At 69.2% G+C, this 22,971-nt stretch carries 22 protein-coding genes and 1 pseudogene; 15 read left to right on the plus strand and 8 right to left on the minus strand.

Features of this window, described 5'->3' with window-relative positions; all coding sequences use genetic code 11:
- Positions 1 to 45: 45 nt before the first annotated feature.
- Positions 46 to 1,086: a hypothetical protein gene (locus E0E30_RS02080; protein WP_130864881.1), complete on the plus strand. Its 1,041-nt coding sequence runs from the start codon at positions 46 to 48 to the stop codon at positions 1,084 to 1,086.
- Positions 1,087 to 1,151: 65 nt separating this feature from the next.
- On the opposite strand, the gene greA is transcribed toward E0E30_RS02080, so the two are convergent.
- Together greA and E0E30_RS02090 are read right to left on the minus strand one after the other, a co-directional pair.
- Positions 1,152 to 1,658 (minus strand): transcription elongation factor GreA, encoded by a 507-nt coding sequence (greA, locus tag E0E30_RS02085; RefSeq protein ID WP_130864882.1) that lies wholly within the window; start codon positions 1,656 to 1,658, stop codon positions 1,152 to 1,154.
- Between the two features lie 54 nt (positions 1,659 to 1,712).
- Positions 1,713 to 2,141, minus strand: a complete 429-nt coding sequence (locus E0E30_RS02090) for a DUF4307 domain-containing protein (protein WP_245306466.1) — start codon at positions 2,139 to 2,141, stop codon at positions 1,713 to 1,715.
- Positions 2,142 to 2,226: 85 nt separating this feature from the next.
- On the opposite strand from E0E30_RS02090, the gene E0E30_RS02095 reads away from it, so the two are divergent.
- Both E0E30_RS02095 and E0E30_RS02100 read left to right on the plus strand, forming a co-directional pair.
- Entirely contained in the window at positions 2,227 to 2,433 is a 207-nt protein-coding gene (locus tag E0E30_RS02095) for a GNAT family acetyltransferase (protein WP_130864884.1), read from the plus strand.
- Between the two features lie 21 nt (positions 2,434 to 2,454).
- Positions 2,455 to 4,470, plus strand: a complete 2,016-nt coding sequence (locus tag E0E30_RS02100) for a thioredoxin domain-containing protein (RefSeq protein WP_130864885.1) — start codon at positions 2,455 to 2,457, stop codon at positions 4,468 to 4,470.
- Between the two features lie 18 nt (positions 4,471 to 4,488).
- Here E0E30_RS02100 and E0E30_RS02105 read toward each other — a convergent pair whose 3' ends face one another.
- Positions 4,489 to 5,310 carry an isoprenyl transferase gene (locus E0E30_RS02105; protein WP_130864886.1) on the minus strand — a complete coding sequence of 274 codons (822 nt, stop codon included), beginning with the start codon at positions 5,308 to 5,310 and terminating at the stop codon, positions 4,489 to 4,491.
- Positions 5,311 to 5,449: 139 nt separating this feature from the next.
- On the opposite strand from E0E30_RS02105, the gene trhA reads away from it, so the two are divergent.
- The 3 genes from trhA to E0E30_RS02120 all read left to right on the plus strand — a co-directional run bounded on the left by trhA (position 5,450) and on the right by E0E30_RS02120 (position 8,277).
- Positions 5,450 to 6,124, plus strand: a complete 675-nt coding sequence (gene trhA, locus E0E30_RS02110) for a PAQR family membrane homeostasis protein TrhA (RefSeq protein ID WP_280953249.1) — start codon at positions 5,450 to 5,452, stop codon at positions 6,122 to 6,124.
- A gap of 171 nt (positions 6,125 to 6,295) precedes the next feature.
- On the plus strand, positions 6,296 to 7,636 hold the full coding sequence (locus E0E30_RS02115) for a PhoH family protein (protein ID WP_130864888.1): 1,341 nt from the start codon (positions 6,296 to 6,298) through the stop codon (positions 7,634 to 7,636).
- 128 nt (positions 7,637 to 7,764) lie between these two features.
- Positions 7,765 to 8,277: a DUF4245 domain-containing protein gene (locus tag E0E30_RS02120; RefSeq protein WP_130866683.1), complete on the plus strand. Its 513-nt coding sequence runs from the start codon at positions 7,765 to 7,767 to the stop codon at positions 8,275 to 8,277.
- Positions 8,278 to 8,295: 18 nt separating this feature from the next.
- On the opposite strand, the gene E0E30_RS02125 is transcribed toward E0E30_RS02120, so the two are convergent.
- Positions 8,296 to 8,640, minus strand: coding sequence for an exodeoxyribonuclease VII small subunit (locus E0E30_RS02125; RefSeq protein WP_130864889.1), 345 nt, complete (start codon positions 8,638 to 8,640; stop codon positions 8,296 to 8,298).
- 125 nt (positions 8,641 to 8,765) lie between these two features.
- Positions 8,766 to 9,995, minus strand: a pseudogene (gene xseA / locus E0E30_RS02130) (exodeoxyribonuclease VII large subunit); the annotation flags it as partial.
- Positions 9,996 to 10,113: 118 nt separating this feature from the next.
- Here xseA and E0E30_RS02135 point away from each other — a divergent pair.
- On the plus strand, positions 10,114 to 11,106 hold the full coding sequence (locus tag E0E30_RS02135; RefSeq protein ID WP_130864891.1) for a 4-hydroxy-3-methylbut-2-enyl diphosphate reductase: 993 nt from the start codon (positions 10,114 to 10,116) through the stop codon (positions 11,104 to 11,106).
- On the opposite strand, the gene E0E30_RS02140 is transcribed toward E0E30_RS02135, so the two are convergent.
- A complete protein-coding gene (locus tag E0E30_RS02140) occupies positions 11,054 to 12,268 on the minus strand; it encodes a DNA recombination protein RmuC (protein WP_130864892.1) in 1,215 nt (404 codons plus the stop codon). The two genes, E0E30_RS02135 and E0E30_RS02140, sit on opposite strands and share 53 nt — an antisense overlap.
- Before the next feature lie 80 nt (positions 12,269 to 12,348).
- Between E0E30_RS02140 and E0E30_RS02145 the strand changes: the two genes are divergently transcribed.
- From E0E30_RS02145 to E0E30_RS02180, 8 genes are all read left to right on the plus strand, one after another.
- A complete protein-coding gene (locus E0E30_RS02145) occupies positions 12,349 to 13,635 on the plus strand; it encodes a M18 family aminopeptidase (RefSeq protein WP_130864893.1) in 1,287 nt (428 codons plus the stop codon).
- Between the two features lie 145 nt (positions 13,636 to 13,780).
- A complete protein-coding gene (locus E0E30_RS13550; protein ID WP_245306467.1) occupies positions 13,781 to 14,704 on the plus strand; it encodes a hypothetical protein in 924 nt (307 codons plus the stop codon).
- A gap of 114 nt (positions 14,705 to 14,818) precedes the next feature.
- Complete coding sequence (gene ychF / locus E0E30_RS02155) at positions 14,819 to 15,892, plus strand: redox-regulated ATPase YchF (RefSeq protein ID WP_130864894.1); 1,074 nt, start codon at positions 14,819 to 14,821, stop codon at positions 15,890 to 15,892.
- A gap of 34 nt (positions 15,893 to 15,926) precedes the next feature.
- On the plus strand, positions 15,927 to 16,445 hold the full coding sequence (locus E0E30_RS02160) for a hypothetical protein (RefSeq protein ID WP_130864895.1): 519 nt from the start codon (positions 15,927 to 15,929) through the stop codon (positions 16,443 to 16,445).
- 120 nt (positions 16,446 to 16,565) lie between these two features.
- A complete protein-coding gene (locus tag E0E30_RS02165) occupies positions 16,566 to 17,171 on the plus strand; it encodes an AAA family ATPase (RefSeq protein ID WP_130864896.1) in 606 nt (201 codons plus the stop codon).
- A 58-nt stretch (positions 17,172 to 17,229) separates the two neighbouring features.
- Entirely contained in the window at positions 17,230 to 18,498 is a 1,269-nt protein-coding gene (locus E0E30_RS02170) for an IS256 family transposase (protein ID WP_130864897.1), read from the plus strand.
- 195 nt (positions 18,499 to 18,693) lie between these two features.
- On the plus strand, positions 18,694 to 19,392 hold the full coding sequence (locus E0E30_RS02175; RefSeq protein ID WP_280953294.1) for a DUF4143 domain-containing protein: 699 nt from the start codon (positions 18,694 to 18,696) through the stop codon (positions 19,390 to 19,392).
- A gap of 730 nt (positions 19,393 to 20,122) precedes the next feature.
- Positions 20,123 to 20,653: a hypothetical protein gene (locus E0E30_RS02180; RefSeq protein WP_130864899.1), complete on the plus strand. Its 531-nt coding sequence runs from the start codon at positions 20,123 to 20,125 to the stop codon at positions 20,651 to 20,653.
- A 198-nt stretch (positions 20,654 to 20,851) separates the two neighbouring features.
- Here E0E30_RS02180 and E0E30_RS02185 read toward each other — a convergent pair whose 3' ends face one another.
- Together E0E30_RS02185 and E0E30_RS02190 are read right to left on the minus strand one after the other, a co-directional pair.
- Positions 20,852 to 21,859 carry an aldo/keto reductase gene (locus E0E30_RS02185; RefSeq protein ID WP_130864900.1) on the minus strand — a complete coding sequence of 336 codons (1,008 nt, stop codon included), beginning with the start codon at positions 21,857 to 21,859 and terminating at the stop codon, positions 20,852 to 20,854.
- Positions 21,856 to 22,950: a Fic family protein gene (locus E0E30_RS02190; protein ID WP_130864901.1), complete on the minus strand. Its 1,095-nt coding sequence runs from the start codon at positions 22,948 to 22,950 to the stop codon at positions 21,856 to 21,858. Before E0E30_RS02190 ends, E0E30_RS02185 begins: the two co-directional genes overlap by 4 nt.
- Positions 22,951 to 22,971: the final 21 nt, after the last annotated feature.

A 22,971-nucleotide genomic window follows, 5' to 3' on the forward strand; every position in this document is an offset into this window, starting at 1 on the left:
GGGTCGCCCTGACGCCGGGGGTTGTGCGGGCAATACATTGGTCTCATGAGCGCTGACATCTCCGCCATCCTCGACGACCTCGCGGCAGGCCGGATCAATGCCGCCGAGGCGAATCGTCGCATCGCGGCCGCCCAGTCCGAGGGCCAGTCACCGGACGATCAGGAACGGGCCGCCGACCGGGCCGATGAGGACTCACCGGAGGAGCCCCCGTCGGCGTCGGGGCCGTCCGAGGAGCCGAACCAGCCGCACGGATCGACCCGTCCCGGGGGAGTCGGCTGGTCCACGGCCCGTGAGGTGCTGGGGGAGGGATGGTCCAGGGTTCCGCCCGAGGCCCGGCAGGGGCTGCGGTCGGCGTGGGAACGGGTGAGTGACGTCGCCGGGTCCATGGGTGGGGGTGGTGACTCCGCCCCCGGCCCGCGTCGGGCCCGCCCCTCCAGCCCGGACTCGCCGACGACGCCGCCGGCCGATCTGGAACGCGTGGCGCTGCGGTGCACGGGACGACGAGTGCACGTCATCGGGGACGCGACCGTCTCCGGGGTGCGCGTCGACGGGGACCACGTGCGCCGTCGGGTCGGGTCGACGACCGAGATCACCTGCGAGGGCCATCTGGCCCCCGATCTGTCAGGGCTGCTTCGCCTGCGCGTGCCGCGCGACCTGGACGGCGTCAAGGACCTGGGCCTGGGGCGGGAGGTCGTCATCCGGGTGCATCCGGACGTGCCGGTCGACATCGAGGTGTCCGGGGGATCGTTGCGCGTCGAGGGACTGGGTCGGCTCGGGACGGTGCGCGTCACCGCTGCGATGGCCGACCTCGGTGGTGTCCGTCAGCTCGAGAACGGGTTGGTGCAGGCGGGCAACGCCACGATCGGTGGCACCTTCGAGGTCGGGCGGTCCCGGGTGCGCGTCGAATCGGGCAACCTCACCGTGCGTCTCGAGGAGGGGGCGAACGTCGCCGTGCGCGCCGCCACGAGGACGGCGCTCATCTCCTGGCCGGACGCCGGACAGGTGGACGAGTACATCGTCGGCAACGGTGCCGCGCGTCTCGACCTGTCGGTCGTCGTGGGCAGGGTCGCCGTCCGCAATGCGTGACACGGCGACCCTGCCCACCTGACCGACTCATCTGACCGAGCCACCCGACCGAGCGGGGGCAAGCCTCACTCGTGGAAGGCCTCGACCGCGAGGATCGTCACCTCGATGGTCTTGCCGGTGGGGGCCTGGTAGCTCACCTTCTCGCCCTTGCGGTGGCCCTGGACAGCGGCGCCGAGGGGTGACTGCGGCGAGTACACCTCGATGTCGACGGCGTCGTCCGTCCCCATGACCTCACGGGAACCGAGGAGGAAGGTGTCGGTGTCGTCCTCGTCGTCGAAGTAGGCGACGGTGACCTTGGAACCGGGGACGACCTCGTCGGTACCCGCCGGGGCCTGGCCGACCTTGGCCTCCCGCAGCATGTGCTCGAGTTGACGGATGCGCGCCTCAGCCTGGCCCTGCTCCTCCCGGGCGGCGTGGTACCCACCGTTCTCGGACAGGTCGCCCTCGGACCGGGCTTCCGCGATCTTGTTGGCAATGGCGGTGCGGCCCTCCCCCTTGAGGTAGGTGAGCTCCGACTGGAGCTTGTCGAACGCCTCTTGGGTCAGCCACACGGTGTTGTTGGACTCAGACATTGGGTCATCCTATCGCGTGTGGACGCCCGCGGCCGTGCTCGCCGCGTCCGTCACTCAGCCCGTCGTGCGGCAGCTCTCCAGCTGGGCGGTGACGGCGGCGGAGAAGGTCTTCACCGAGGCATGCACCGTCTGGTCCGGATGGGTGGACGGGGCGAAGGTGACGGTCGTCTCGCCGACCCGCTGGTGGTCGGCCGAGACGGCGTAGAGCGTGCACTGGGCGGGTCTGGCGGGGTCGGGCCGGTGGACGACGATGATGGCGTCGACCTTGGTGGCCGAGACGACCTGGTAGCCGTGGATCTGGGCGGTGATCGGCGCGCGAGACCCGTGCAGCCCGGCCCACACCGTCCACGTGAGGAGGGCCGTCGCCAGGACGATCGTCGCGAGGATGCCGAGGACCCAGGTGACCTTCCGGCTCGACCGGCCGGGGTAGCGGCGCGCGATGCGCTCCCGGTCGGCGTCGGTGAGGGGGCGGGGGGAGGTCACGGGGCCATTGTGCCGTACCCGCGCCGGTGCCGGACGCAAGGCGCTCCTCGGGCGGCACCGCGTGGAGTGGCGGTATGGTCGGCCCATGACCGTACTGCTCGTCAACGCCGGCCTGGCCAACCTCGTCGTCTTCGTCGTGCTGGCGGCCTGCGGCGTCGTCGCGTGGTACTTCATGAGGCGCAACCTGCGAGGCATCGACTTCGACGAGGTGCCCTCGGGGCCGGCCCTCAAGGAGAGGCGCGACGAGGAGGAGCCCGGGACCGAGGGGAACCGCTCGTCCGGGACGGCGTGATCCTCCCCTAGGGTTGTCCTCATGGTCAACCACCTCGAGGACTCCGCCAGCCCGTACCTCCTCCAGCACGCCGCGAATCCCGTCGACTGGTTCGGTTGGGGACCGGACGCCTTCGAGGAGGCGCGCCGCCGCGACGTGCCGGTCATGGTGAGCGTCGGGTACGCGTCGTGCCACTGGTGCCACGTCATGGCACTGGAGTCGTTCACCGATCCGGACGTGGCGCAGGTCGTCAACGAGCTCGTCGTGCCGGTCAAGGTGGACCGGGAGGAGCGCCCCGACGTCGACTCCTCGCTCATGCAGGTGACCTTGGCCCTCACCGGTCAGGGCGGGTGGCCCAACACCGTCTTCCTCACCCCGGACGGGCAGCCCTTCTTCGCCGGCACCTACTTCCCGCCGGTCGCCCGCGACGGGCAGCCGGCCTTCGTCGACGTCGTCCGGGCGCTGGGCACGGCCTGGCAGGACCGGCGCGCCGAGGTGCTGGGCTCGGCGTCGGCCATCGTCGAGCACCTGGTGTCGGCCGATGACGGGGACGACGCCGCCGTCCCGCCCGCGTCCGAGCTCATCGACGCCGTCGGCGCCGACTACGACATCGTCCACGGCGGGTTCGGCGGGCCGACGAAGTTCCCCAACGCGACCCTCATCGACGCCCTCCTCGTCAAGGGCGACCCCACCAGCCTGGACATGGCGCAGAACACGTGCGAGCACCTCGTGCGTGGTGGCATCTTCGACCAGGTCGGCGGCGGGTTCCACCGGTACGCCACCGACGAGCAGTGGGTGGTGCCGCACTTCGAGAAGATGCTGTACGACAACGCCCTCCTCCTCGGGACCATGGCACGGTGCTGGCGTCGCACCGCCGACCACGATCCGGACCGGCGGGAGCTCTACGCCCACGCCGCCCGTCGCACCGTCGACTGGTTGGTGCGCGAGATGAGGATGGACTCGGGGCTGTACGCCGCCGGTCTGGACGCCGACTCCGATGACGCGGCGGGACACACCCGCGAGGGGATCTTCTACCTGTGGAGCCAGGACCTCATCGTCGACGCCCTCGGGCAGGAGGAGGCCGACTGGTTGCGGCCACTGGTGCATCTGTCGCCCGAGTTCGACGGCGGACTGGGCACCCTGCAGCTGCGTGGGCGGGTGCACTGGGACCGGATCAACGCCGACATGGACACCCTGCTGCGTGCCCGGTCGCATCGGGCCCGGCCGGCTCGTGACGACAAGGCGGTGACGGCGTGGAACGCCATGCTCGTCGACTCCCTCGTCGAGGCGGGGATGATCCTGCGTGAGTGGTCGTGGGTGAGCCTGGCTGCCGAGCTGGCCGAGGTGCTGTGGAACAGCCACTGGCGTGACGGTGAGCTGCTGCGGACGAGCTTCCACGGTCGTGCCGGCGCGCCGGCGGTGTGCGAGGACCATGCTCACCTGGCGCTGGCCCTGGCCGGGCTGGCCGGGGCCACCGGTGAGGGGCTGTGGCTCGAGCGTGCGGTGGCGGTCGTCGAGGCCGCGGTGGCGCGGTTCTCGGCCGATGATGGTGGGTTCCTCGACGCCGAGCCCTCGCCGTTGCTCACCGCGCCTGCCCGGGTACGCACCGATGACGCATGTCCCTCGGCGGCCGCGACGATGGTGCGGGCGCTGCGTCGAGTCGGGCTCATGGCCGGGCGTCAGGACCTCGTCGAGCGGGCCGACGTCGCGGCGTCGACCCTGCGAGGGGTGGTCGCCCGCTCACCGCGGTTCGCCGGGTGGGCGTTGGCCGACCATCTCGAGTCCGACGAGGCCCGCCGGGGACTGCGACGGGCGGCGGTTGTCGTCGTCGAGGAGACGGCCGAGCCGGGCGATCTGGCGGCGGCGGCCTGGCGGATGGCCCCGGCTGGGTCGGCGCTCATGCGTGGTCCGGCGGGGACCCAGGGCTTCGACGGATGGTTCGAGGGCCGTGGATCGATGGACGGACGCGCGACGGCGTACGTGTGCCGGGGGACGACGTGCTTCGAGCCGGTCGACGACTACGAGCAGCTCAAGGAGCCGCTGTGGCGTCGCGTGTAGGTGCGCCCCCGCGATGGCTCAGCGGCCGTACCGCCGCTCTCGCTGGGTGAACGAGCGCAACGCACGGAGGAAGTCGACCTTGCGGAAGTCGGGCCACAGGGCCTCACAGAAATAGAACTCCGAGTGCGCCGACTGCCACATGAGGAAGCCCGACAGTCGCTGTTCGCCCGAGGTGCGAATGATGAGGTCGGGGTCGGGTTGGCCGCGGGTGTACAGGTGCTCGGCGATCTGGTCGATCTCCAGGGTGCTCGCCAGCTCGTCCAGACTCGTCCCCTTCTGCGCCTCCTCGGCCAGGAGCGACCGGACGGCGTCACGCAACTCGTGACGGCCGCCGTACGCGATCGCCACGTTGATGTGCATTCCCTCGCGGCAGGCCGTCGAAGCGCTCACCTCGCGCAGCCCGGCCGCCATCTCCGGCGGGACGAGGCCGAGGTCGCCGACCGCCTGCACACGCCACTGGGGGTTGGTGGCCAGGTCGGTGACGAGTGAGGCGATGACGTCGAGGAGGGGGCCCAACTCGCCGGTCTCGGCGCGTTGGAGGTTGTCGGTCGACAGCACCCACAGGGTGACGATGGGGATGCCCACGTCGTCGCACCATGAACAGAACTGGATGAGTTTGTCCGCGCCGGCCTCGTAGCCGGCGACCAAGGGCTGTCCCGGGGCATTGAGCCTGGCCCAGCGGCGGTTGCCGTCGGCGAGCACCGCGACGTGCTGCGGCAGGCGGGATCGGTCGAGTTGGTCGACCAGTCGTGCCTCGTAGGTGCTGTAGAGCAGGCCGGACGGGTGGAGCCGGTCGATCGTCTCGCCGACCAGCGACATGTAGTGCTCGGCTCTACCCATGGACCCAGCGTACCGACGTCGTCCGACGCCGCGTGTGGAGGTCGGCTCCGCGAGCTACAGTCGATACGTAACCTACGGTTCGGTAGGTTGTGCACGTCTTGGGGTTCGCCCGTGGATCGGAGGGTTCATCATGGCCGTCGTGGCAAGGGGTGTCGCGGGTGCGTCCGATCTCCGCGAGAGCGTCCTGGCGACGCCGCCGCGCTGGCGCGGGTGGATCCACACCGTCATGGCGCCGGTCATCCTCGTGGCCGGGCTCGGACTCATGATCGCGACCTCCGGCTGGGCCGATCGGTTCGCCCTGGCGGTGTGGACGATCACCGGGATCCTCCTGTTCGGCAACTCGGCGGTCTACCACCGGGTGCCCTGGCGTCCGTCGATCAAGTCGGTCCTGAGGCGCATCGATCATGCCAACATCGCTGTGTTCATCGCTGGCACGTACACCCCGCTGGCGGTGTCGATGACGCGTGGGCTCTCGATGGTCCTCCTGCTGTCGATCATCTGGGCCTGTGCGCTGCTCGGGGTGGCGCTCCGGTTCTGGTGGCGCGGCGTGCCGCGCTGGGTGTCGGCGATCCTCTACGTCGTCATGGGGTGGACCGCCCTGTGGTGGCTGCCGCAGTTCTGGCACGCGGGCGGCCCGGCCGTCGTCATCCTCATCCTCGTCGGTGGCATCTTCTACACCGTGGGCGCGGTGACCTATGCGGCCAAGCGACCCGATCCGTCGCCGCAGTGGTTCGGGTTCCACGAGATCTTCCACGCCTGCACCGCGGTGGGCGCTGTCTGCCACGCGGTCGCCATCGGCCTGGCGATGATCTGAGTCGATCCGAGACGCGGGGCACCAGCTGATCGGAAGGTGAACACTCGGGGAACACCTGCGTGTCCGGTTCGGGCTGCCCCGCGCGCGCATAGGTTGGGGGCCAGGGACCGCGCACGACGCCCGGTGGCGTCCTCCTTCCCGCGGGCGGACCCAGTCCACGGGAGGTCCGTCTTGTCCGCCAGCCAGGTCACGTCCGCGAGAACAGCCATCCCCGAGCCTCGGCCGGGGTGCCGGACGTACGTCATCGACACCTCAGTGCTCCTGTCCGATCCCAGGGCGCTGTTGAGATTCGCCGAACACCAGGTCGTGCTGCCCATCGTCGTCATCACCGAACTCGAGGGGAAGCGTCACCACCCCGAGCTGGGGCACTTCGCCCGCGCCGCCCTGCGCATCCTCGACGACCTGAGGATCCGCTACGGCGGGCTCGATCTGCCCGTGCCGCTCAATGACGACGGCGGCACGCTGTGGGTGGAGCTCAATCACTCCGACCCGTCGACCCTGCCCGACGGATTCCGCCTCGGCGACAACGACACCCGCATCCTCGCGGTCGCCGCGAACCACCGGGCCGCAGGGCACGACGTCGTCCTGGTGAGCAAGGACCTCCCGTTGCGGGTCAAGGCCTCGGCCATCGGTCTGGGGGCCGAGGAGTACCGCCACGAGCTGGCGACCGACGGCACCTGGACCGGCATGACGAGCCTGGCCGTCGGCGATGACGTCGTCTCACGGGTGTACGACGAGGGCCGGGTGGCGCTGCCGGAGGCCGCCGAGCTGCCCGTGCACACCGGAGTCGTCCTCGAGGGGCCGTCGAGCACCGCCCTGACCCGGCGGATGCCCGACGGCGAGGTCCGGCTCGTGCGCACCGATCTGGAGGCCTTCGGCATCCACGGCCGGTCGGCCGAGCAGCGGGTGGCGCTGGATCTCCTCCTCGACCAGCAGGTCGGGATCGTCTCGCTGGGAGGCCGCGCCGGGACCGGCAAGTCGGCCCTGGCGCTGGCTGCCGGACTCGAGGCGGTCCTCGAGCAGGAGCTGTACAAGAAGGTCATCGTCTTCCGCCCGCTGTACGCCGTCGGAGGCCAGGAACTGGGCTACCTGCCCGGCACGGAGGGCGAGAAGATGGCGCCCTGGGGACAGGCCGTGCTCGACACCCTGTCGTCGGTGACGAACTCCTTCGTCATCGAGGAGGTCGTCTCGCGCGGGATGCTCGAGATCCTGCCCTTGACGCACATCCGTGGCCGGTCCTTGCACGATGCCTTCGTCATCGTCGACGAGGCCCAGTCGCTGGAGCGCAACGTCCTGCTCACCGTGCTCTCGCGGATCGGGCAGAACTCGCGGGTCGTGCTCACCCATGACGTCGCCCAGCGCGACAACCTGCGGGTGGGCAGGTACGACGGGGTCGCGGCGGTCGTCGAGCGGCTGCGCGGGAACCCACTGTTCGGGCATGTGACGCTCGTGCGGTCGGAACGATCGCCCATCGCGGCGCTCGTGACCTCGATGATGGAGGACATGGTCTGAATGACGGTGACTCTCCCGGGCCGCGCCGGGAGCCGATGATTTGGGGGTGCGGGTGAGGGATCTGTGACAATGCCGACGTGGCAGATTCCTCACGACCGGCGTACTCCGCTCACGCGACGGGGCGGGACATGGCCCTGTCCCTGGCGGTGCTGCTCGTGCCGATCGTCCTCATCGTGTGGTTCTTCACGCGCACACCGAGCGAGCCCCAGGTCGACACGGTCGACTGGAAACCGACGCTGGCCCAGGCTCGTGCCAAGGCCGGGTATCCCGTCCTGGCGCCGGCCGCCGTGCCCGAGGGGTGGCGGGTGACCAAGGCCCGGTACGCCGCCCGCGGCGAGGTCTGGGTGGGGTCGACGTCGGCGGCGGGCAACCGGTGGGAGCTCGGCCTTCTCGACGCCGACCAGGTGTACCTGGCCGTCGACCAGTCCGATGAACCGGCGTCGTCGTTCATCTCGTCGGTGACGGGGCAGGGAACCGAGGACGGGACGACAACCGTCGAGGGCCGACGGTGGACGAGGTACCTCAGTGCGGACGGCCGGACCCGCTCCCTCGTGCGGACCGTCGGGCGATCGACGGCGGTCGTCGTGGGGGACGCCGGCTATGACAAGCTCGCGCAGTTCGCGGCGATGCTGGGACAGTGACGGCGTGGTCCGCGGGGATCACGCGTCGTCGGGGGCCGGCGCGTCGCTCCTGGTCGCCCCGGCCCGAGTCTCCTCGGCGCGCGTGTCCTCGGCTCGGGACCGGGCCTCGTCGATGCGTCGACGCGCCCCGTCGAGCCAGGTCTGGCAGATCGCCGCGAGCTTCTCGCCGCGCTCCCAGAGGGTCATCGTCTCGGCCAGGCTCGTGCCGCCGGACTCGAGGGTGCGGACGATGGTGACGAGCTCGTCGCGGGCGTCCTCGTAGCTGAGGTCGGCGTCGGCCGAGGTGGTGCCGGTCGAGGTGGTGTCGACGGGTGCGGTGCCCGCTCGGGTGGTGGTCGTCGGGTCCGTGCCGGGTTCGGTCATGAATGCTCCTCGGTGGTGGGGGCGGCTGTCGTGGGTGCTGTGCGACCGTGAGGTTGGGGGTGGCCGTGAGGGTCGGTGGGGTTCCGGGGTTCACCGCCCGCGGCGTCAGGGCCGACGGGTGTTCCGTCTGCGAACCCGGGGCCGCGCGGGGTGACGCCGGTCGTCGTGACGTCCAGGGTGCCGTCGGACAGATAGACCGACAGCGGGTCACCGGGGGAGACGTCGTCCACGCTCGTCACCGACCCGCCCTCGCGGTCGGCGAGGATCGCGTACCCACGGTCGAGCGTGGCCTTCGGCGACATGGCGCGCACCCGCCCCAACAGGTGCCCGACCTCGCGGACCTCCGCCGAGACCGCACGATCGGTCGCCAGACGCAGTCTCTCGACGGTGGCCGCCAGTCGTTCCGCGGCGATGTCGAGGCTCGCGGCCGGGTTCACCATGACCGGACGCGAGACGAGCGCCCTCAGCTGGGCCTGCTCGGCCTCCACCAGTGAGGACACGAGTTGGACGAGATGCGCCCGGGCCTGGGCCAGCGCCCGTCCCTCCTCGGCGACGTCCGGAACCACCCGCTTGCCGGCGTCCGTCGGCGTCGAGGCGCGCAGGTCGGCGACGAGGTCGAGGATGGGGTTGTCGGCCTCGTGCCCGATGGCCGAGACCACTGGGGTGGTGGTCGCGAAGACGGCGCGCACGAGGGCCTCGTCCGAGAACGGAAGGAGGTCCTCGAGCGACCCGCCACCGCGGGCGATGACGATGACGTCGACGGTCCGATCGGCGTCGAGCTCGGCCAGGGCCGCGAGGATCTGCGGAACCGCCGAGGGGCCCTGGACGAGGGTGTTGCGCACGACGAAGCGCGCCGCCGGCCAGCGCAGGGTCGCATTGCGGATGACGTCGCGCTCGGCGTCCGACCTGGCCCCGGTGATGAGCCCGATCCCGCGCGGCAGGAAGGGCAGAGGCCTGTGCAGGGACGTGTCGAAGAGGCCCTCGGCCTCCAGGAGTCGACGACGTCTCTCCAGCTGGGCCAGCAGCTGTCCCTCCCCGGAGGGTCGGATCTCGGCGATCTCGAAGGACAGGCGTCCCGACTTCGACCACACCGTCGGTCTCAGCAGGGCGGTGACCGTCATGCCGGTCTCGACCGGACCCGCAGCGTCGAGCACCCGCCGGTGGCAGGTGGCGGTGACCGAGACCTCCTCGGTGACGTCGCGCAGGGTGAGGAACTGGGTCGGGCCCGACCGGCGGTTGAGCTCGATGACCTGGGCCTCGACCCACACCTGGCCACAACGCTCGACCCACGCCTTGACCGCCCCCACCACCCAGGCGAGGGAGCGGGGCGCATCGGGGGACGTCGCGTCGGCCATGGACCCAACCTAGTGGTCCGACGCCGGTTCGCGCCGCACCGCCGGGCGGGTGGCCTTCCGGTGGTGCCGGCCCGGCGGCGCGGGCACCACGTTGCGGCCGACCCGTAGACTCGAGGCCATGTCCGACAAGATGCTGCTTCTGGCCGCCCCCCGGGGATACTGCGCCGGGGTCGACCGGGCGGTCGTCACCGTCGAGCGCGCCCTGGAGACCTACGGCGCCCCGGTGTACGTGCGCAAGCAGATCGTCCACAACCGACACGTCGTCGAGACCCTGGAGAGCCGCGGGGCGATCTTCGTCGACGAACTCGACGAGGTGCCCGACGACGCCCTCGTCGTCTTCTCCGCCCACGGCGTCTCGCCGGCAGTGCAGGAGGAGGCGCGCACCCGCGGGCTGCGCACCATCGACGCCACCTGCCCCCTGGTGACCAAGGTGCACCACGAGGCTCGACGCTTCGCCCAGGATGGCACCCGAATCCTCCTCATCGGCCACGCCGGGCACGAGGAGGTCGAGGGCACCACGGGCGAGGCCCCCGAACACATCACCCTGGTCCAGACCCCGCAGGACGTCGACGCCCTCGAGCTCGACCCCGACGAGCCCATCGCTTGGCTCAGCCAGACGACCCTCAGTGTCGAAGAGACCGCGGAGACCGTCGACCGCATCCGCCAGGTGCACCCGAACCTCATCGACCCACCATCGGACGACATCTGCTACGCGACGCAGAACCGTCAGCACGCCGTCAAGCAGATGGCCCCCAAGTGCGACCTCGTCATCGTCGTCGGGTCGAGGAACTCCTCGAACACCGGCCGGCTCGTCGAGGTGGCGCTCGAGTCGGGGGCCGGCGCGGCCCACCGCGTCGACAACGCCGACGAGGTCGACCCCGCCTGGCTCGACGAGGCGACGACCGTCGGCGTCACCTCGGGGGCCTCGGTGCCCGAGGAACTCGTCCAAGGGGTGCTCGATCTGCTCCAGGGACGGGGCTGGCCGCCGGCGGTGGAGGAGACCCTCATCGAGGAGTCCCTCTCCTTCGCCCTGCCCCCGCAGCTGCGCACCCGTCGCGTCAAGTCTCATGGCGAGGCTCCGTCCCGGCATCACAGCCCGTCAGCGAGCTGAGCTCGGGGGCGGTGAGTGGTCGGACGGCGGCGTCGACCGGGGCGGGCCCGGTCAGCCGCGACGTCGTCACGTCGAGCTCCTCGAACCGACGCGCGCTCACGAGCACGCGGGTCTCGAGGGATCCCAGGGCTGAGTTGTACGACCGCACCGCGCCGGTGAGGGAGCGTCCGAGCTTGTCGAGATGCTCGGCCAGGGTGGCGAGCCGCTCGTGCAGTTCACGGCCCAGGGACGCCACCTCGGCCGCTGACCGGGCGACGGCGTCCTGCCGCCAGGCCAGGGCGATGACCCGCAACATGGGGATGAGGATCGCCGGGCTCGCCAGGACGATGTCGCGGCGTGCGGCGTACTCGTGGAGATCGGGCATCCGGTCGAGTGCTGCCTGGAGGAAGGCGTCGGAGGGCAGGAAGAGGACGACGAACTGCGGCGAGGCGACGTCGGTGGCCCAGTAGCGCTTCGACGACAGCTGGTCGATGTGGGTGCGCACGTGCCGGGCGAACCGCTCGAGGGCCTCCTCGCGGGTCGCCTCGTCCGGGGCGGCCGAGGCCTCGAGGAAGGCGGCCAGGGGAGTCTTCGAGTCGACGTGGACGCATCGGTCCCCGGCCATCCACACCGTCATGTCGGGCCGCTGGGACGCCCCGGAGACCGTCGTCGTCGACTGCTCCTCGAAATCGCAGTGCTCGACCATCCCCGCCAGCTCGACCACCCTCCGCAACTGCATCTCGCCCCAGGCGCCGCGAACCTGCGGTTTGCGCAGGGCGGTGGCCAGGGACGCCGTCTCCCGGCGCAGCCCCTCGCTCAGAGCCGCCACCCCGGACACCTGCTCGCGCAGGGTCGCCGTGGACTCCGTCCGTTCCTTCTCGACCTCGACGAGACGCCGGTCGAGTCGCTCGAGGGCCAGGGACACCGGAGCCAGGATCCGCTGGGTGCTGGCCAGGGTCTGCTCGGTGGTGCGCTCGGCGCGTCGGTCCTGGTCGGCCAGGGCCTCGGCGGACAGGGCCTTGAAACGATCTGCCAGGTCGTCGTGGGTGCGGGCGAGCTCCCGTTGGTCCTGGGCACGGCGTCGCTCGGCGCGGTCGGCGGCCCGCACGGTGGCTGCCAACCAGCCGATGACGAGGCCACAGGCCAGCGCCACGAGGACGATGAGCACGGTCGAGAGGTTCATGGCACCATCCTTGCCGCGGGGTGTGACAGTTCTGGAGGCCACCGGTTCCCGGAGCGTTCGGCACTGGTTGAATGAAGGGCATGTCTGTCAGTGCTGAACTTGCCCGGGAGATCGCCGACCACGCGGCCGATGCCATCGACTTCGTCGAGGCCTCGCCAACCTCCTACCACGCCGCCGCCGAGCTCGCCCGACGGCTCGACGCCGCCGGGTTCGTCCGGATGGACGAGGCCACCGGCTGGGACGGGGTCGAGGGTCGGCGGTACGTCGTGCGCGACGGCGCCGTCATGGCCTGGGTGACGCCGCAGGTGGTGGGGGAGCGCGCCGGGTTCCGGATCGTCGGGTCGCACACGGACTCCCCGTCCTTCAAGCTCAAGCCGCATGCGACGGCGTCGAACCACGGCTGGCAGCAGGTGGGCATGGAGGTGTACGGCGGGGGCCTGCTCAACTCGTGGCTCGACCGCGACCTCGGCCTGGCGGGTCGACTGGTGACCCGCGACGGCACCGTGCACCTCGTGCGCACGGGGTCGATCCTGCGGATCAGCCAGCTCGCGCCGCACCTGGACAGGTCGGTCAACGACGACCTCCACCTGGATCGGCAGCGCCACCTCATGCCGATCCTCTCGGTCGGGCACGAGGGGCTCGACGTCGAGGACCTGCTCTGTGAGGCTGCCGGGATCGATCGGGCCGATCTCGACTTCCACGATGTCTTCGCCTATCTCACCCAGGCTCCGGCGGTCATCGGGCCGTTCGGGGAGTTCCTCGCAAGCCAGCGGCTCGACAACCTCTCCTCGGTGCACTCCTCGATCGCCGCCTTCGTCGGGGTCGAGCCGGGCGAGGACGTGGCCGTCATGGCCTGTTTCGATCACGAGGAGGTGGGTTCGTCGACGCGGTCGGGGGCGTGCGGCCCGTTCCTCGAGGACATTCTCGTGCGCATCGGTGAAGGCCTGGGGCGGACCGGGGCAGGGTTCAGGGCGATGCTGGCTCGCTCCTCCTGCGTCTCCTCGGACGCCGGCCACGGGCTGCACCCCAACTACGTCGAGAAGTTCGACCCGACCAATCACCCGCTGCTCAATGCCGGGCCGCTGCTCAAGATCAACGCCAACCAGCGGTATGCCACGGACGGGGTCGGCGGGGCGCTGTGGAAGCGGGCCTGCCGGGCCGCCACAGTGCCGACCCAGGACTTCGTGTCCAACAACGCCGTCCCGTGCGGCACGACCATCGGCCCGCTCACCGCGACCCGTCTCGGTGTGCTCACCGTCGACGTCGGGGTGCCGCTCATGTCGATGCACTCGACCCGGGAACTCGCCGGCACCGCCGACCTCACCTTCCTCACCAGGGCGTTGGGGGCGTACTGGGCCGGGGCCTGACGAAGCTGTGTGCGTTGGGGCCGAGAGTACGCGGCCCCAACGCACAGAGTTCTCGCGCACAGCTGACACACAACGTGTTGTCCGGGTGTTGTCCGTTCCCGTTCGACCCTTTCCCGCCCGGTCCACGGTGGGTCATGCTCCGGCCATGAAACCTCGAACCGTGCTCCCACGACCTGCCCTGGCCTGCGCTCGCGCCCAAGGCGGCGTCATCTCGCGACGCCAACTCCTCGACCTCGGGGTGACCAGACATGGGGTCGCCGGGCTGTTGCGCCGAGGAGGGTTGGCCGAGCTTCTGCCCGGCACCTACTCGCTCGACGGGGACTCGTGGACGCATCGGGCGTGGGCCGGGGTGGTGCACGGCGGTGACGGAGCCTGCCTCGGCGGCGCCGCCGCGGCCCACCTCGCGGGGCTGTGCGAGGAGCCCGGGATCATCGACGTGTGGACGCCGACTCGCCACGTCCGGCTCGATGTCCCGGGCTGGCGGTTCCACCGAGGGTTCCGCATCGCGGTGGGGGCGCCGCCACGAGTCCCGGTCGAGATGGCGCTCATCGACCTGTGCGCCGGGCAGGACGCCGACACCATGAGCTCCTGGCTGGGAACGGCTCTCAGCTCGCGGGCGACCACCCCCGCCCGGGTCGAACGGGCCCTGTCACAGGCGCCGTCGATGAAGAACCGGGCACTGTTCCGGGAGCTTCTCGAGGCCGCGGGAGGTGGAGCCCACAGCGCTCTCGAGGCCCGCTACCTGCGGGACGTCGAGCGGGCCCATGGTCTTCCACCGGCGGCCAGGCAGCGGTCGGTGCAGCGCCGGACCCGCAGTGACGCCGTGTACGAGGGGTACGGGGTCATCGTCGAACTGGACGGGCGGCGTGGGCACGTCGGGGTGGGGCAGCGCAACGACGGGTGGCGGGACGCCCGGAACGCCGCCGCAGGGTGGGTGACCCTGCGCTTCGGTTGGGCCGATGTCGTCGAGCATCCGTGTGACGTGGCCGCGGCGGTCGCCGAGACCCTGGCCGCCCGCGGCTGGTCAGGTTCACCCCATCGATGCGGCGCCTGCCGACTCGTGGCCTGACCGACCCGTGTGCGTCTGGACCGCGTAGTCGCGGCTCGAATGCACACAGGCTCGGCCGGAGGCGTCGGGCATGCCGCAGGAGAGGCCGGCAGGGGCCCGGTAGGATGATCCGACGTGGCACTCACCATCGGAATCGTCGGTCTCCCCAATGCCGGCAAGTCGACCTTGTTCAACGCGCTGACCCGCAATGACGTGCTGGCGGCCAACTACCCCTTCGCGACGATCGAGCCGAATGTCGGCGTCGTCGGGGTGCCGGACAAGCGTCTCGACGTCCTCGCGACGGTGTTCTCGTCGGTGCGCACCGTTCCGGCCACGGTGTCCTTCGTCGACATCGCCGGCATCGTCAAGGGTGCCAGCAGGGGCGAGGGGATGGGCAACGAGTTCCTCTCGAACATCCGCGAGGCCGACGCCATCTGCCAGGTGACGAGGTGCTTCGACGATGACGACGTCACCCACGTCAACGGTCACGTCGACCCGGCCGACGACATCGAGACCATCACGACCGAGCTCGTCCTGGCCGACCTGCAGACCATGGAGAAGCAGCTGCCCAAGCTCCAGAAGGAGGCGGCGATCCGCAAGGAGTCGCGGCCCAAGGCGGAGGCCTGGCTGGAGGCGCAGAAGGTTCTCGAGGAGGGTCGGACGATCTTCTCGGCCGGGCTCGACCCCGAGCCGCTGCATGACCTGTTCCTCCTCACCACCAAGCCCTTCATCTACGTCTTCAACTGCGACCAGGACCAGCTGGCCGATGATGAGTTCAAGGCGCGCATGTCACAGCTCGTCGCGCCGGCCGAGGCGATCTTCCTCGACGCCGAGTTCGAGGCCGAGCTGGCCGAGATGGAGCCGGAGGATGCCGCCGAGTTCCTCGCCGACGCCGGGGTCGAGGAGCCCGGGCTCGACAAGCTCGCCCGGGTCGGCTTCGACACCCTGGGGTTGCAGACCTTCCTCACCGCGGGGCCCAAGGAGTCGCGCGCCTGGACGATCCACAAGGGCTGGACCGCCCCCCAGGCCGCCGGGGTCATCCACTCCGACTTCGAGAAGGGGTTCATCAAGGCGCAGGTGGTGTCCTTCGACGACCTCGTCCAGTACGGCGGGGAGAAGGAAGCCCAGGCGGCCGGGAAGCTTCGACTCGAGGGCAAGGATTACGTCATGGCCGATGGGGACGTGGTCGAGTTCCGCTTCAACAATTAGTTGGCCACGTATTTCAGCTGGCTATCTTTGGCGTGTGGACGATCTGACCTTTGTCGAGTCGACGCTGCCGCCGGATGGGAATGGACGCCGCGGCCAGTATCTCGACCTTGTGGTGGGCGGGGCGTCCCTGCGCTCCTCGATCGGTGAAGATCTGCTGGTGTGGGCCTCCACCCCATTGCAGTCTGGATGGGATCTGGAATCGGGGTTGACTTGGCTGACGTCCTTGTCACGCGGCCGGCAGGTCAGTCTTCCTGCTGGTCGGGTGGCTCTGTATGTGTGCCGTGAGTGTGGCGACCTGGGCTGCGGGGCGCTCTCCGTCAACATCGAACGCTGCGGGAGCGTGGTTCGCTGGACTCAGTTCGGCTGGGAGGATGACCTGGACGACAAGCCCTGGTCGGCCATCGAGTTTCCCCTGGAATTCACCTTCCAAGCGTCGGCCTACGACCAGACCCTCCGCGCCGCGCGGGAACGGGTGCTCGCGAGCCAATCGCGGACCGCTCCGACAGGGCACCTGTGGTGGCGGAAGCCAGGTTTCGTCGCCATCGACCTCTGATGTTGGTGTCGGCCACTGCCTTCGTGGGTTCGTGAATGGTAGGGCAGAATGTTCGTAGATGGGAGGGTCCAGTGTTCGTAGATGGGAGTGTAGGCTCTCGTGGCTCGCTAGGCTCCTCTCATGGAGTACCTGCCCCGCACTGTCGATCATGAGCTTGATGAGCTGCTGCCCGAGGTATCCGCCATCGCGCTGGACGGCCCCAAGGGCGTCGGAAAGACAGCCACTGCACAGCGTCGTGCGACGGCCGAGTGGAGACTGGATGATCCGGCTCAACGTGAGGTGGCGCGGGCGGACTTTGCGCTGACATCGGCGCCGATGGGAACCCTGCTGATCGATGAGTGGCAACATGTCCCACAGGTCTGGGATGCCGTGCGGCGTCAGGTGGACGCGGGGGCCCCTTCTGCGCGGTTCCTGTTGACGGGTTCGGCGACTCCGGTCGACGCAGCCGGCACGCACTCCGGGGCGGGGCGCATCCTCTCTTTGCGCATGCGTCCCTTGGCTCTTCATGAGCGAGGCATCCTCACTCCAACGGTGTCCCTCTCGAAACTGCTCGCGGGCACGCAGGGAGACGTGGGTGGATCGTGCTCCTTCACTGTGGCTGACTACGCGGAGGCCATCACGGCTAGCGGGTTCCCGGGGATCCACACTGCGTCCGCGAGGGTACGGCGGGGTGCGTCTCTTAGTGTGGTGTCACTTCCTGCGGGTCCCTCGTCGGCGTTGACGTAGAGGGGTCATCGTGGGAGGACCTGTTGTTTCCGGCAAGAAGCAAAGAAGTGATCTCACGATGACCCACAACCAGTCTGCCCTGTCCGCGCTGATTCAGGAAGTCCTGACCGATCCCGACCTCGCTCATTCGGACGTGTTCCGACGGATGCTGCAGGCGGGGCTGCAGGACCTGATCAACGCCGAGGCGACCGCGAGGATCGGCGCGGCCCCGCACGAGCGCACCCCGGAGCGCACGACCCGCCGCAACGGGACGCGCTCCAAGACGCTGGCCACTCCAGCCGGCGAGGTGGACCTTGCGATCCCCAAGCTGAGGGAGGGGTCGTTCTTCCCGTCCCTACTGTCCCCACGCAGGAGGGTCGACAAGGCCCTGTACGCCGTGATCGCCACTGCCTGGATCGACGGCGTGTCCACCCGCAAGGTCGACCAGCTGGTGCGCGCCCTGGGCAACGACACCGGCATCTCCCGCTCCACGGTCTCGCGGATCTGCACCGAGATCGACGAGACCGTCGCGCAGTTCCTGACCCGACCCCTGGACCACACCTGGTTCCCCTACCTGTTCCTGGACGCCACCTACCTCGACGTCAGGGTGCGGGGCCGCGTCGTCTCCCAGGCCCTGGTGGTCGCCACCGGCGTCTCCGGTCAGGGGCGCCGCGAGATCCTCGGGATCAGCCTGGGGGACGCCGAGACCACCGACTTCTGGACAAGCTTCCTGCGCTCCCTGCGCGAGCGGGGCCTGAAGGTCGCCTCTCCGGCGGACCCCGCTGGGGTCGCGATGGTCACCAGCGACTCCCACGCCGGCCTGAAGGCCGCGGTCAAGGCGATCCTGCCGGGAGCGGCCTGGCAGCGGTGCCGTGTGCACTTCTCGCGCAACGTCACCCAGCGCCTGGGGTCGGCGCGCTCCAAGCCCGTGAACGCGCTGATCTCCACAATCTTCGCCCAGACCACGCCCGAGGCCGTCACCGCCCAGTACCAAGCGGTCACCGACTCCCTGACCGGCTCCTTCCCCGAGATCGCCCACATGCTCGCCGACGCCGAGGCCGACCTGACGGCCTTCGCGGCCCTGCCCAGGGAGCACTGGCAGAAGATCTGGTCCAACAACCCCATCGAGCGGCTCAACCGCGAGATCAAGCGCCGCGCAGACGTCGTCCAGATCTTCCCCGACCGCCAGTCCGTCACCCGCCTCATCGGAGCCGTCCTGATCGAACAGCACGAGGAATGGCAGTACGGCGAACGCCGCTACTTCTCCGACACCTCCATGCGCAAACTCATCCACACCCTCACCGACCACCACGACGCCACCAGACCCCAACTTCACCTCACCGCCTGACCCCCACCCAGCAGACGAAGTGACACCACTCAAAGGGACTTGACNCGCTACTTCTCCGACACCTCCATGCGCAAACTCATCCACACCCTCACCGACCACCACGACGCCACCAGACCCCAACTTCACCTCACCGCCTGACCCCCACCCAGCAGACGAAGTGACACCACTCAAAGGGACTTGACCGTACGGCGGCAGTTGCTGGACTTATACCTCCAGCGAGTCATTGACCGGGACCTACCCGACCAGGGCTTCGAGGTGCGTCGCCCCGAGGTCCTGCGGCGCTGGCTCGCTGCCTATGCGGCCGCATCGTCGACCACGACGTCCTACTCCAAACTGCTTGACGCCACGACCGGAGGTGACGGCAGTCAACCAGCGAAGACGACCACGGCCACCTATCGAGAACATCTCACCCGACTGTGGTTGTTGGACCCCGTTCCAGGATGGTTGCCCGCGAACAATCCCATCAAGCGGCTCCAACAGGCACCCAAGCATCAGCTCGCCGATCCCGCGCTGGCTGCTCGGCTCCTGGGCCTGACCCCAGCGATGCTTGCGGGATCGGCGGGCGCCCACATGTTCGGCCCGCTCCTCGAGTCGTTGGCGGCCTTGGGGGTCCGGGTGTCTGCTGAGGCGGCGGAGGCGCGCGTGAGTCATCTCCGGCTTCTCGGTGGGGATCGGGAGATCGACCTGATCGTCGAGGGACCTGAAGGGCAGATCTTGGCTATCGAAGTGAAGCTGGCTGGCGCCATCGACGACTCCGACGTGCGTCATCTCCTCTGGTTGCGCGATCAGATCCCCGACCGGGTTGTGGACCTCGTGGTTCTCAACACCGGGCCGTTCGCATACCGACGTCGGGACGGAGTGGCCGTCGTCCCGGTGGCCTTGCTGGGTGAGTAGTGGGAGCAGAGCCTTTTCACCATTGACGCGACCACCGATACCTGCATGCCCGTGATGGGGACCACTACTGGGCCTCGCTGTCGTTTCGCATTCCACCGTTGCCGGGTGAGGAAGACGCCGGCGATGAACCTGGCTGCGACAGCGCGGTCTGTGGCAGCGGCTGCCTCGGCCTCAGGGATGGCGTGCCTGCCCGATCGGCACCGGCGGTGGCTGTGGATCGTCGGGGGCTGTGGCTGGGTGACCGCTGGACTGATGTCTGCGTCCCGGTCCGCACGCGCCATCCATGGTCGTCGCAGTGGCGCGTGATCCAGCCACCCGACGCCGCAGCGACATCGCTGCTCACCTTCCTCACGGAGCGTCCGGACCTTGGGTGCTGATGCCTACGTGCAGCGCAATGTGGTCGCCTTCGATGCGAAGGCGAGCGAACGGGACACAGGAAAGGAGTTCCATTGTCTTGCGCAGCTACGCGACCTGCTGGGGAAGTGATGGTCGTCGGTGCCAGCCCGGCAAGACGGCGTGGCGTACGTGACGCTCGGGGTCCTCGCGACGGGCGAGACAGACGTCCATCACCCGGCAGCATGGCGGGTATACTCCGGATCGCGTCATGGATCCCGCGGCGATGAACACGTGACTCACCGCCCATGGGTCACCCGAGAGCGGATGGCTTGTCGGTTGCGCTCCCGGTGGCCTGAGTTCTGAACCATGACCACGGACCTCCATGAGGGTGGCGATGATCGAACTCGGAAGTGCGGCCGACTGGGTGGCCGCGATCGGTGGCCTCCTGGCCGTCGTGGCGGCGTCGATGAGTTGGAAGTCCAGCCAGCGCATGCTGGACCTCGAGCGCCATCGTGATCGCAACGAGGCTGATCGTGCGGAACGCGAGCAGGCTGAGTTGGTGTTCGTCCTGGGGGCCAAGCTGCTCGGGCGGGCGCCCGGCGAACAATGGGCCATCTACATCTACAACGGGTCGACCAAGCCGATCTATGACGTGAGCATCGAGAGCAGGCGGCTGGATGGCGTCAAGGCGAATCATCCGCTGAATCTCGGCGCCGTTCCGCCCGGGCGATTCGTCGTTCCCTCTGACCCCAAATATCACTGGGGTGTGCTCGTCGACCTCGACGGGCCACGAGACGAGGAGGTTGAACTGCTCGTCAAGGGCAAGGGAAATGGCATGATCACAAGTGTTCAGTTCTCGGACTCCGCTCGGCGGAGGTGGGAGCTGGACGGGGGAGACGAGTTACGCCCGATGGGGGAGGCCTGACACTCCGCTGAGGTGAGGCCCGCGTCGCCGCCGCTTCACGACCTGCCGGCCAGCTCCCGCAGGATCTGCACGAACTGCGCCGGATCCTCCTCGTGGAACTCGTGGCCGGTCTCCACCTTGACGAGGTTCATTCTCGGCTCGTCGTGTCCACTCATGGTGGGCGAGGTTGTTCATCCACCACCGCCCCGGGGCCACCTCTCAGGCGACCGCCGCGTCGAACAGAGTCAGCTGCCACTCGCTGAGCTCAAGACTTCCGGCGGCGACGTTCTGCTCGAGATGATCGATCGAGGCCGTCCCGGCGATGACAAGGGTGTTCGGTGCATGATGAAGCAGCCAGAAGAGCCCGATCTGGGCCGGCGTCGCCCCCGTCTGCTCGGCGATCGCGAGCACCGCAGGCAGCTCGACGACCTTGGCGGAGCCGGGGAACCCGCCGCCCAGCGGGAAGTACGGCGCCCAGGCGATGCCCTCATCCCGGCAGATCCCGAGGAGCGGCTCGTCGTCGAGGGAGACGAGGCTGTAGGCGTTCTGGACGCAGACGATCCCGGCCGGCAGAGCACCACGCAGCTGGTCGGCGTCGACGGTGCTCAGGCCGATGGCCCCGATGAGCCCTTCCTGGCGCATGGCGACCATCTCGGCGAGCTGGTCCTCGAAGGGGACGACCTGGCCGGGCCCCGGCGGGACCGTGCCTTCCGGGATACGCCGCAGGTTGACGACGTCGAGCTGTTCGACGCCGAGGGTCCGCAGGTTCTCGTGGACGTCCTCGCGCAACTCCTCGGGGCGTTGAGCCGCCTGCAGCGGGACCGGGCCGGAGGCGGGGCGCGCGCCGACCTTCGTGACGATGACGACCTCGGGGTCGCCGACGACCTCGGCGGCCAGGCATGCGTTCGCCGCTCCATTGCCGTAGAACTGGGCGGTGTCGAAGTGGTTGACGCCGAGCTCGCGGGCCCTGCGCAGCACCGCCCTCCCGGCGTTGACGTCGCCCAGGCGGGGTAGCTGCATGGTGCCGAACCCGACCCGTGCGATGCGGCGTCCTGCCAGGACGGCCTCGCCTCCGGGGCGAGAGGGGGTGGTGAGTGTCTCGGCCGTGATGTCTCCTCCTGCCGTGACGGGTGCGGCAAGCTGATGCTGGTGGCCCTCCGCGACAATCCAAGCTGTCGGATCGCACGCTCTCGCGTTGTTGGCGTCGTTCCCCTTGGCCTGGCTCATGTCGGTAACGGAGTGTGGAACAGGGTCCTCAGGAGGTCGCTGTTGATGAAGAGGACGGACCGTCCCATCTTCTCCTTGATGATGAGCCCTGCGTCGGCGATCTCGGTGAGCCAGCGGGACGCCGTCTGTCGGCGTGCCAGACCCGCGTCGACGACGTTGCCGATCCGAAGATACGGTTGCGAGAACAGCATGCGGCTGAGTTCCGGCGCCGGCAGGCTCGCGTTGAGGGTGCGAAGGCGGGACTCCATGTCCGAGCGCATGACGTCAGTCGACTCGACGATGTCGAAGGTCCACGTGGCGGTCGATTCGACGGCCCTCAGCATGAAGAGGACCCACGATTCCCAGTCGTCGTCACGGGTGACGGCGTTGAGGCGTTCGTAATAGGTGTCCTTGTGGCGCACGATGTGGCCCGACAGGTACAGCACTGGCAATTGTAGAAGGCCCGCTTCGATGAGGATGAGCATGTTGAGGATGCGGCCTGTCCGACCGTTGCCGTCGAAGAAGGGGTGGATGGCCTCGAACTGATAGTGGGCCAGAGCCATGACGACGAGGGGGTCGAGCTCGGTGTCGGAGTGGAGGAACCGTTCCCAGGCCGACAGGTGGTCGAGGATGACGTCCTTGCCCTCCGGTGGTGTGTAGATGCGGGTGCGCGTGCTGGGATCGCCGATGTATGTTCCCGGCTGGTCCCGGATGAGTGCCGGACTGGCCTGGATGTGGGAGCAGATGTCGATCGCGGTCTGCGTGGTCACCGGTCGCGTCATGAGCGAGTCGAACCCGGCCCGAAGGGCTTCCCGGTATCGCAATGCCTCCTTGACCTGCGGCGTGGCCTCGGACAGCGCGCTGTTGGCTGCCTTGAAGAGTTCGTCGTTGGTCGTCACGATGTTCTCGATCTCACTGGATGCCTGCGCCTCCATGAGGGGGATGAGGTTGATGAGCATCGTGGGGTCGGGCAGACGCTCGCAGGCTCCATCCAGCCGTGCCAGGGCGCGGCTGGCGCTGATGGCGGCCTTGAGCACGGCGGGGGTCTCGACGTCGGCCTCCTGTGGCAGTGCCGGAAGGTCCTGACGTGGTCGATCAGGATGGTTCCACATGTCCGCAGCTTACCCACGTTG

Source organism: Acidipropionibacterium timonense, from assembly GCF_900605005.1.
Classification (GTDB): domain Bacteria; phylum Actinomycetota; class Actinomycetes; order Propionibacteriales; family Propionibacteriaceae; genus Cutibacterium; species Cutibacterium timonense.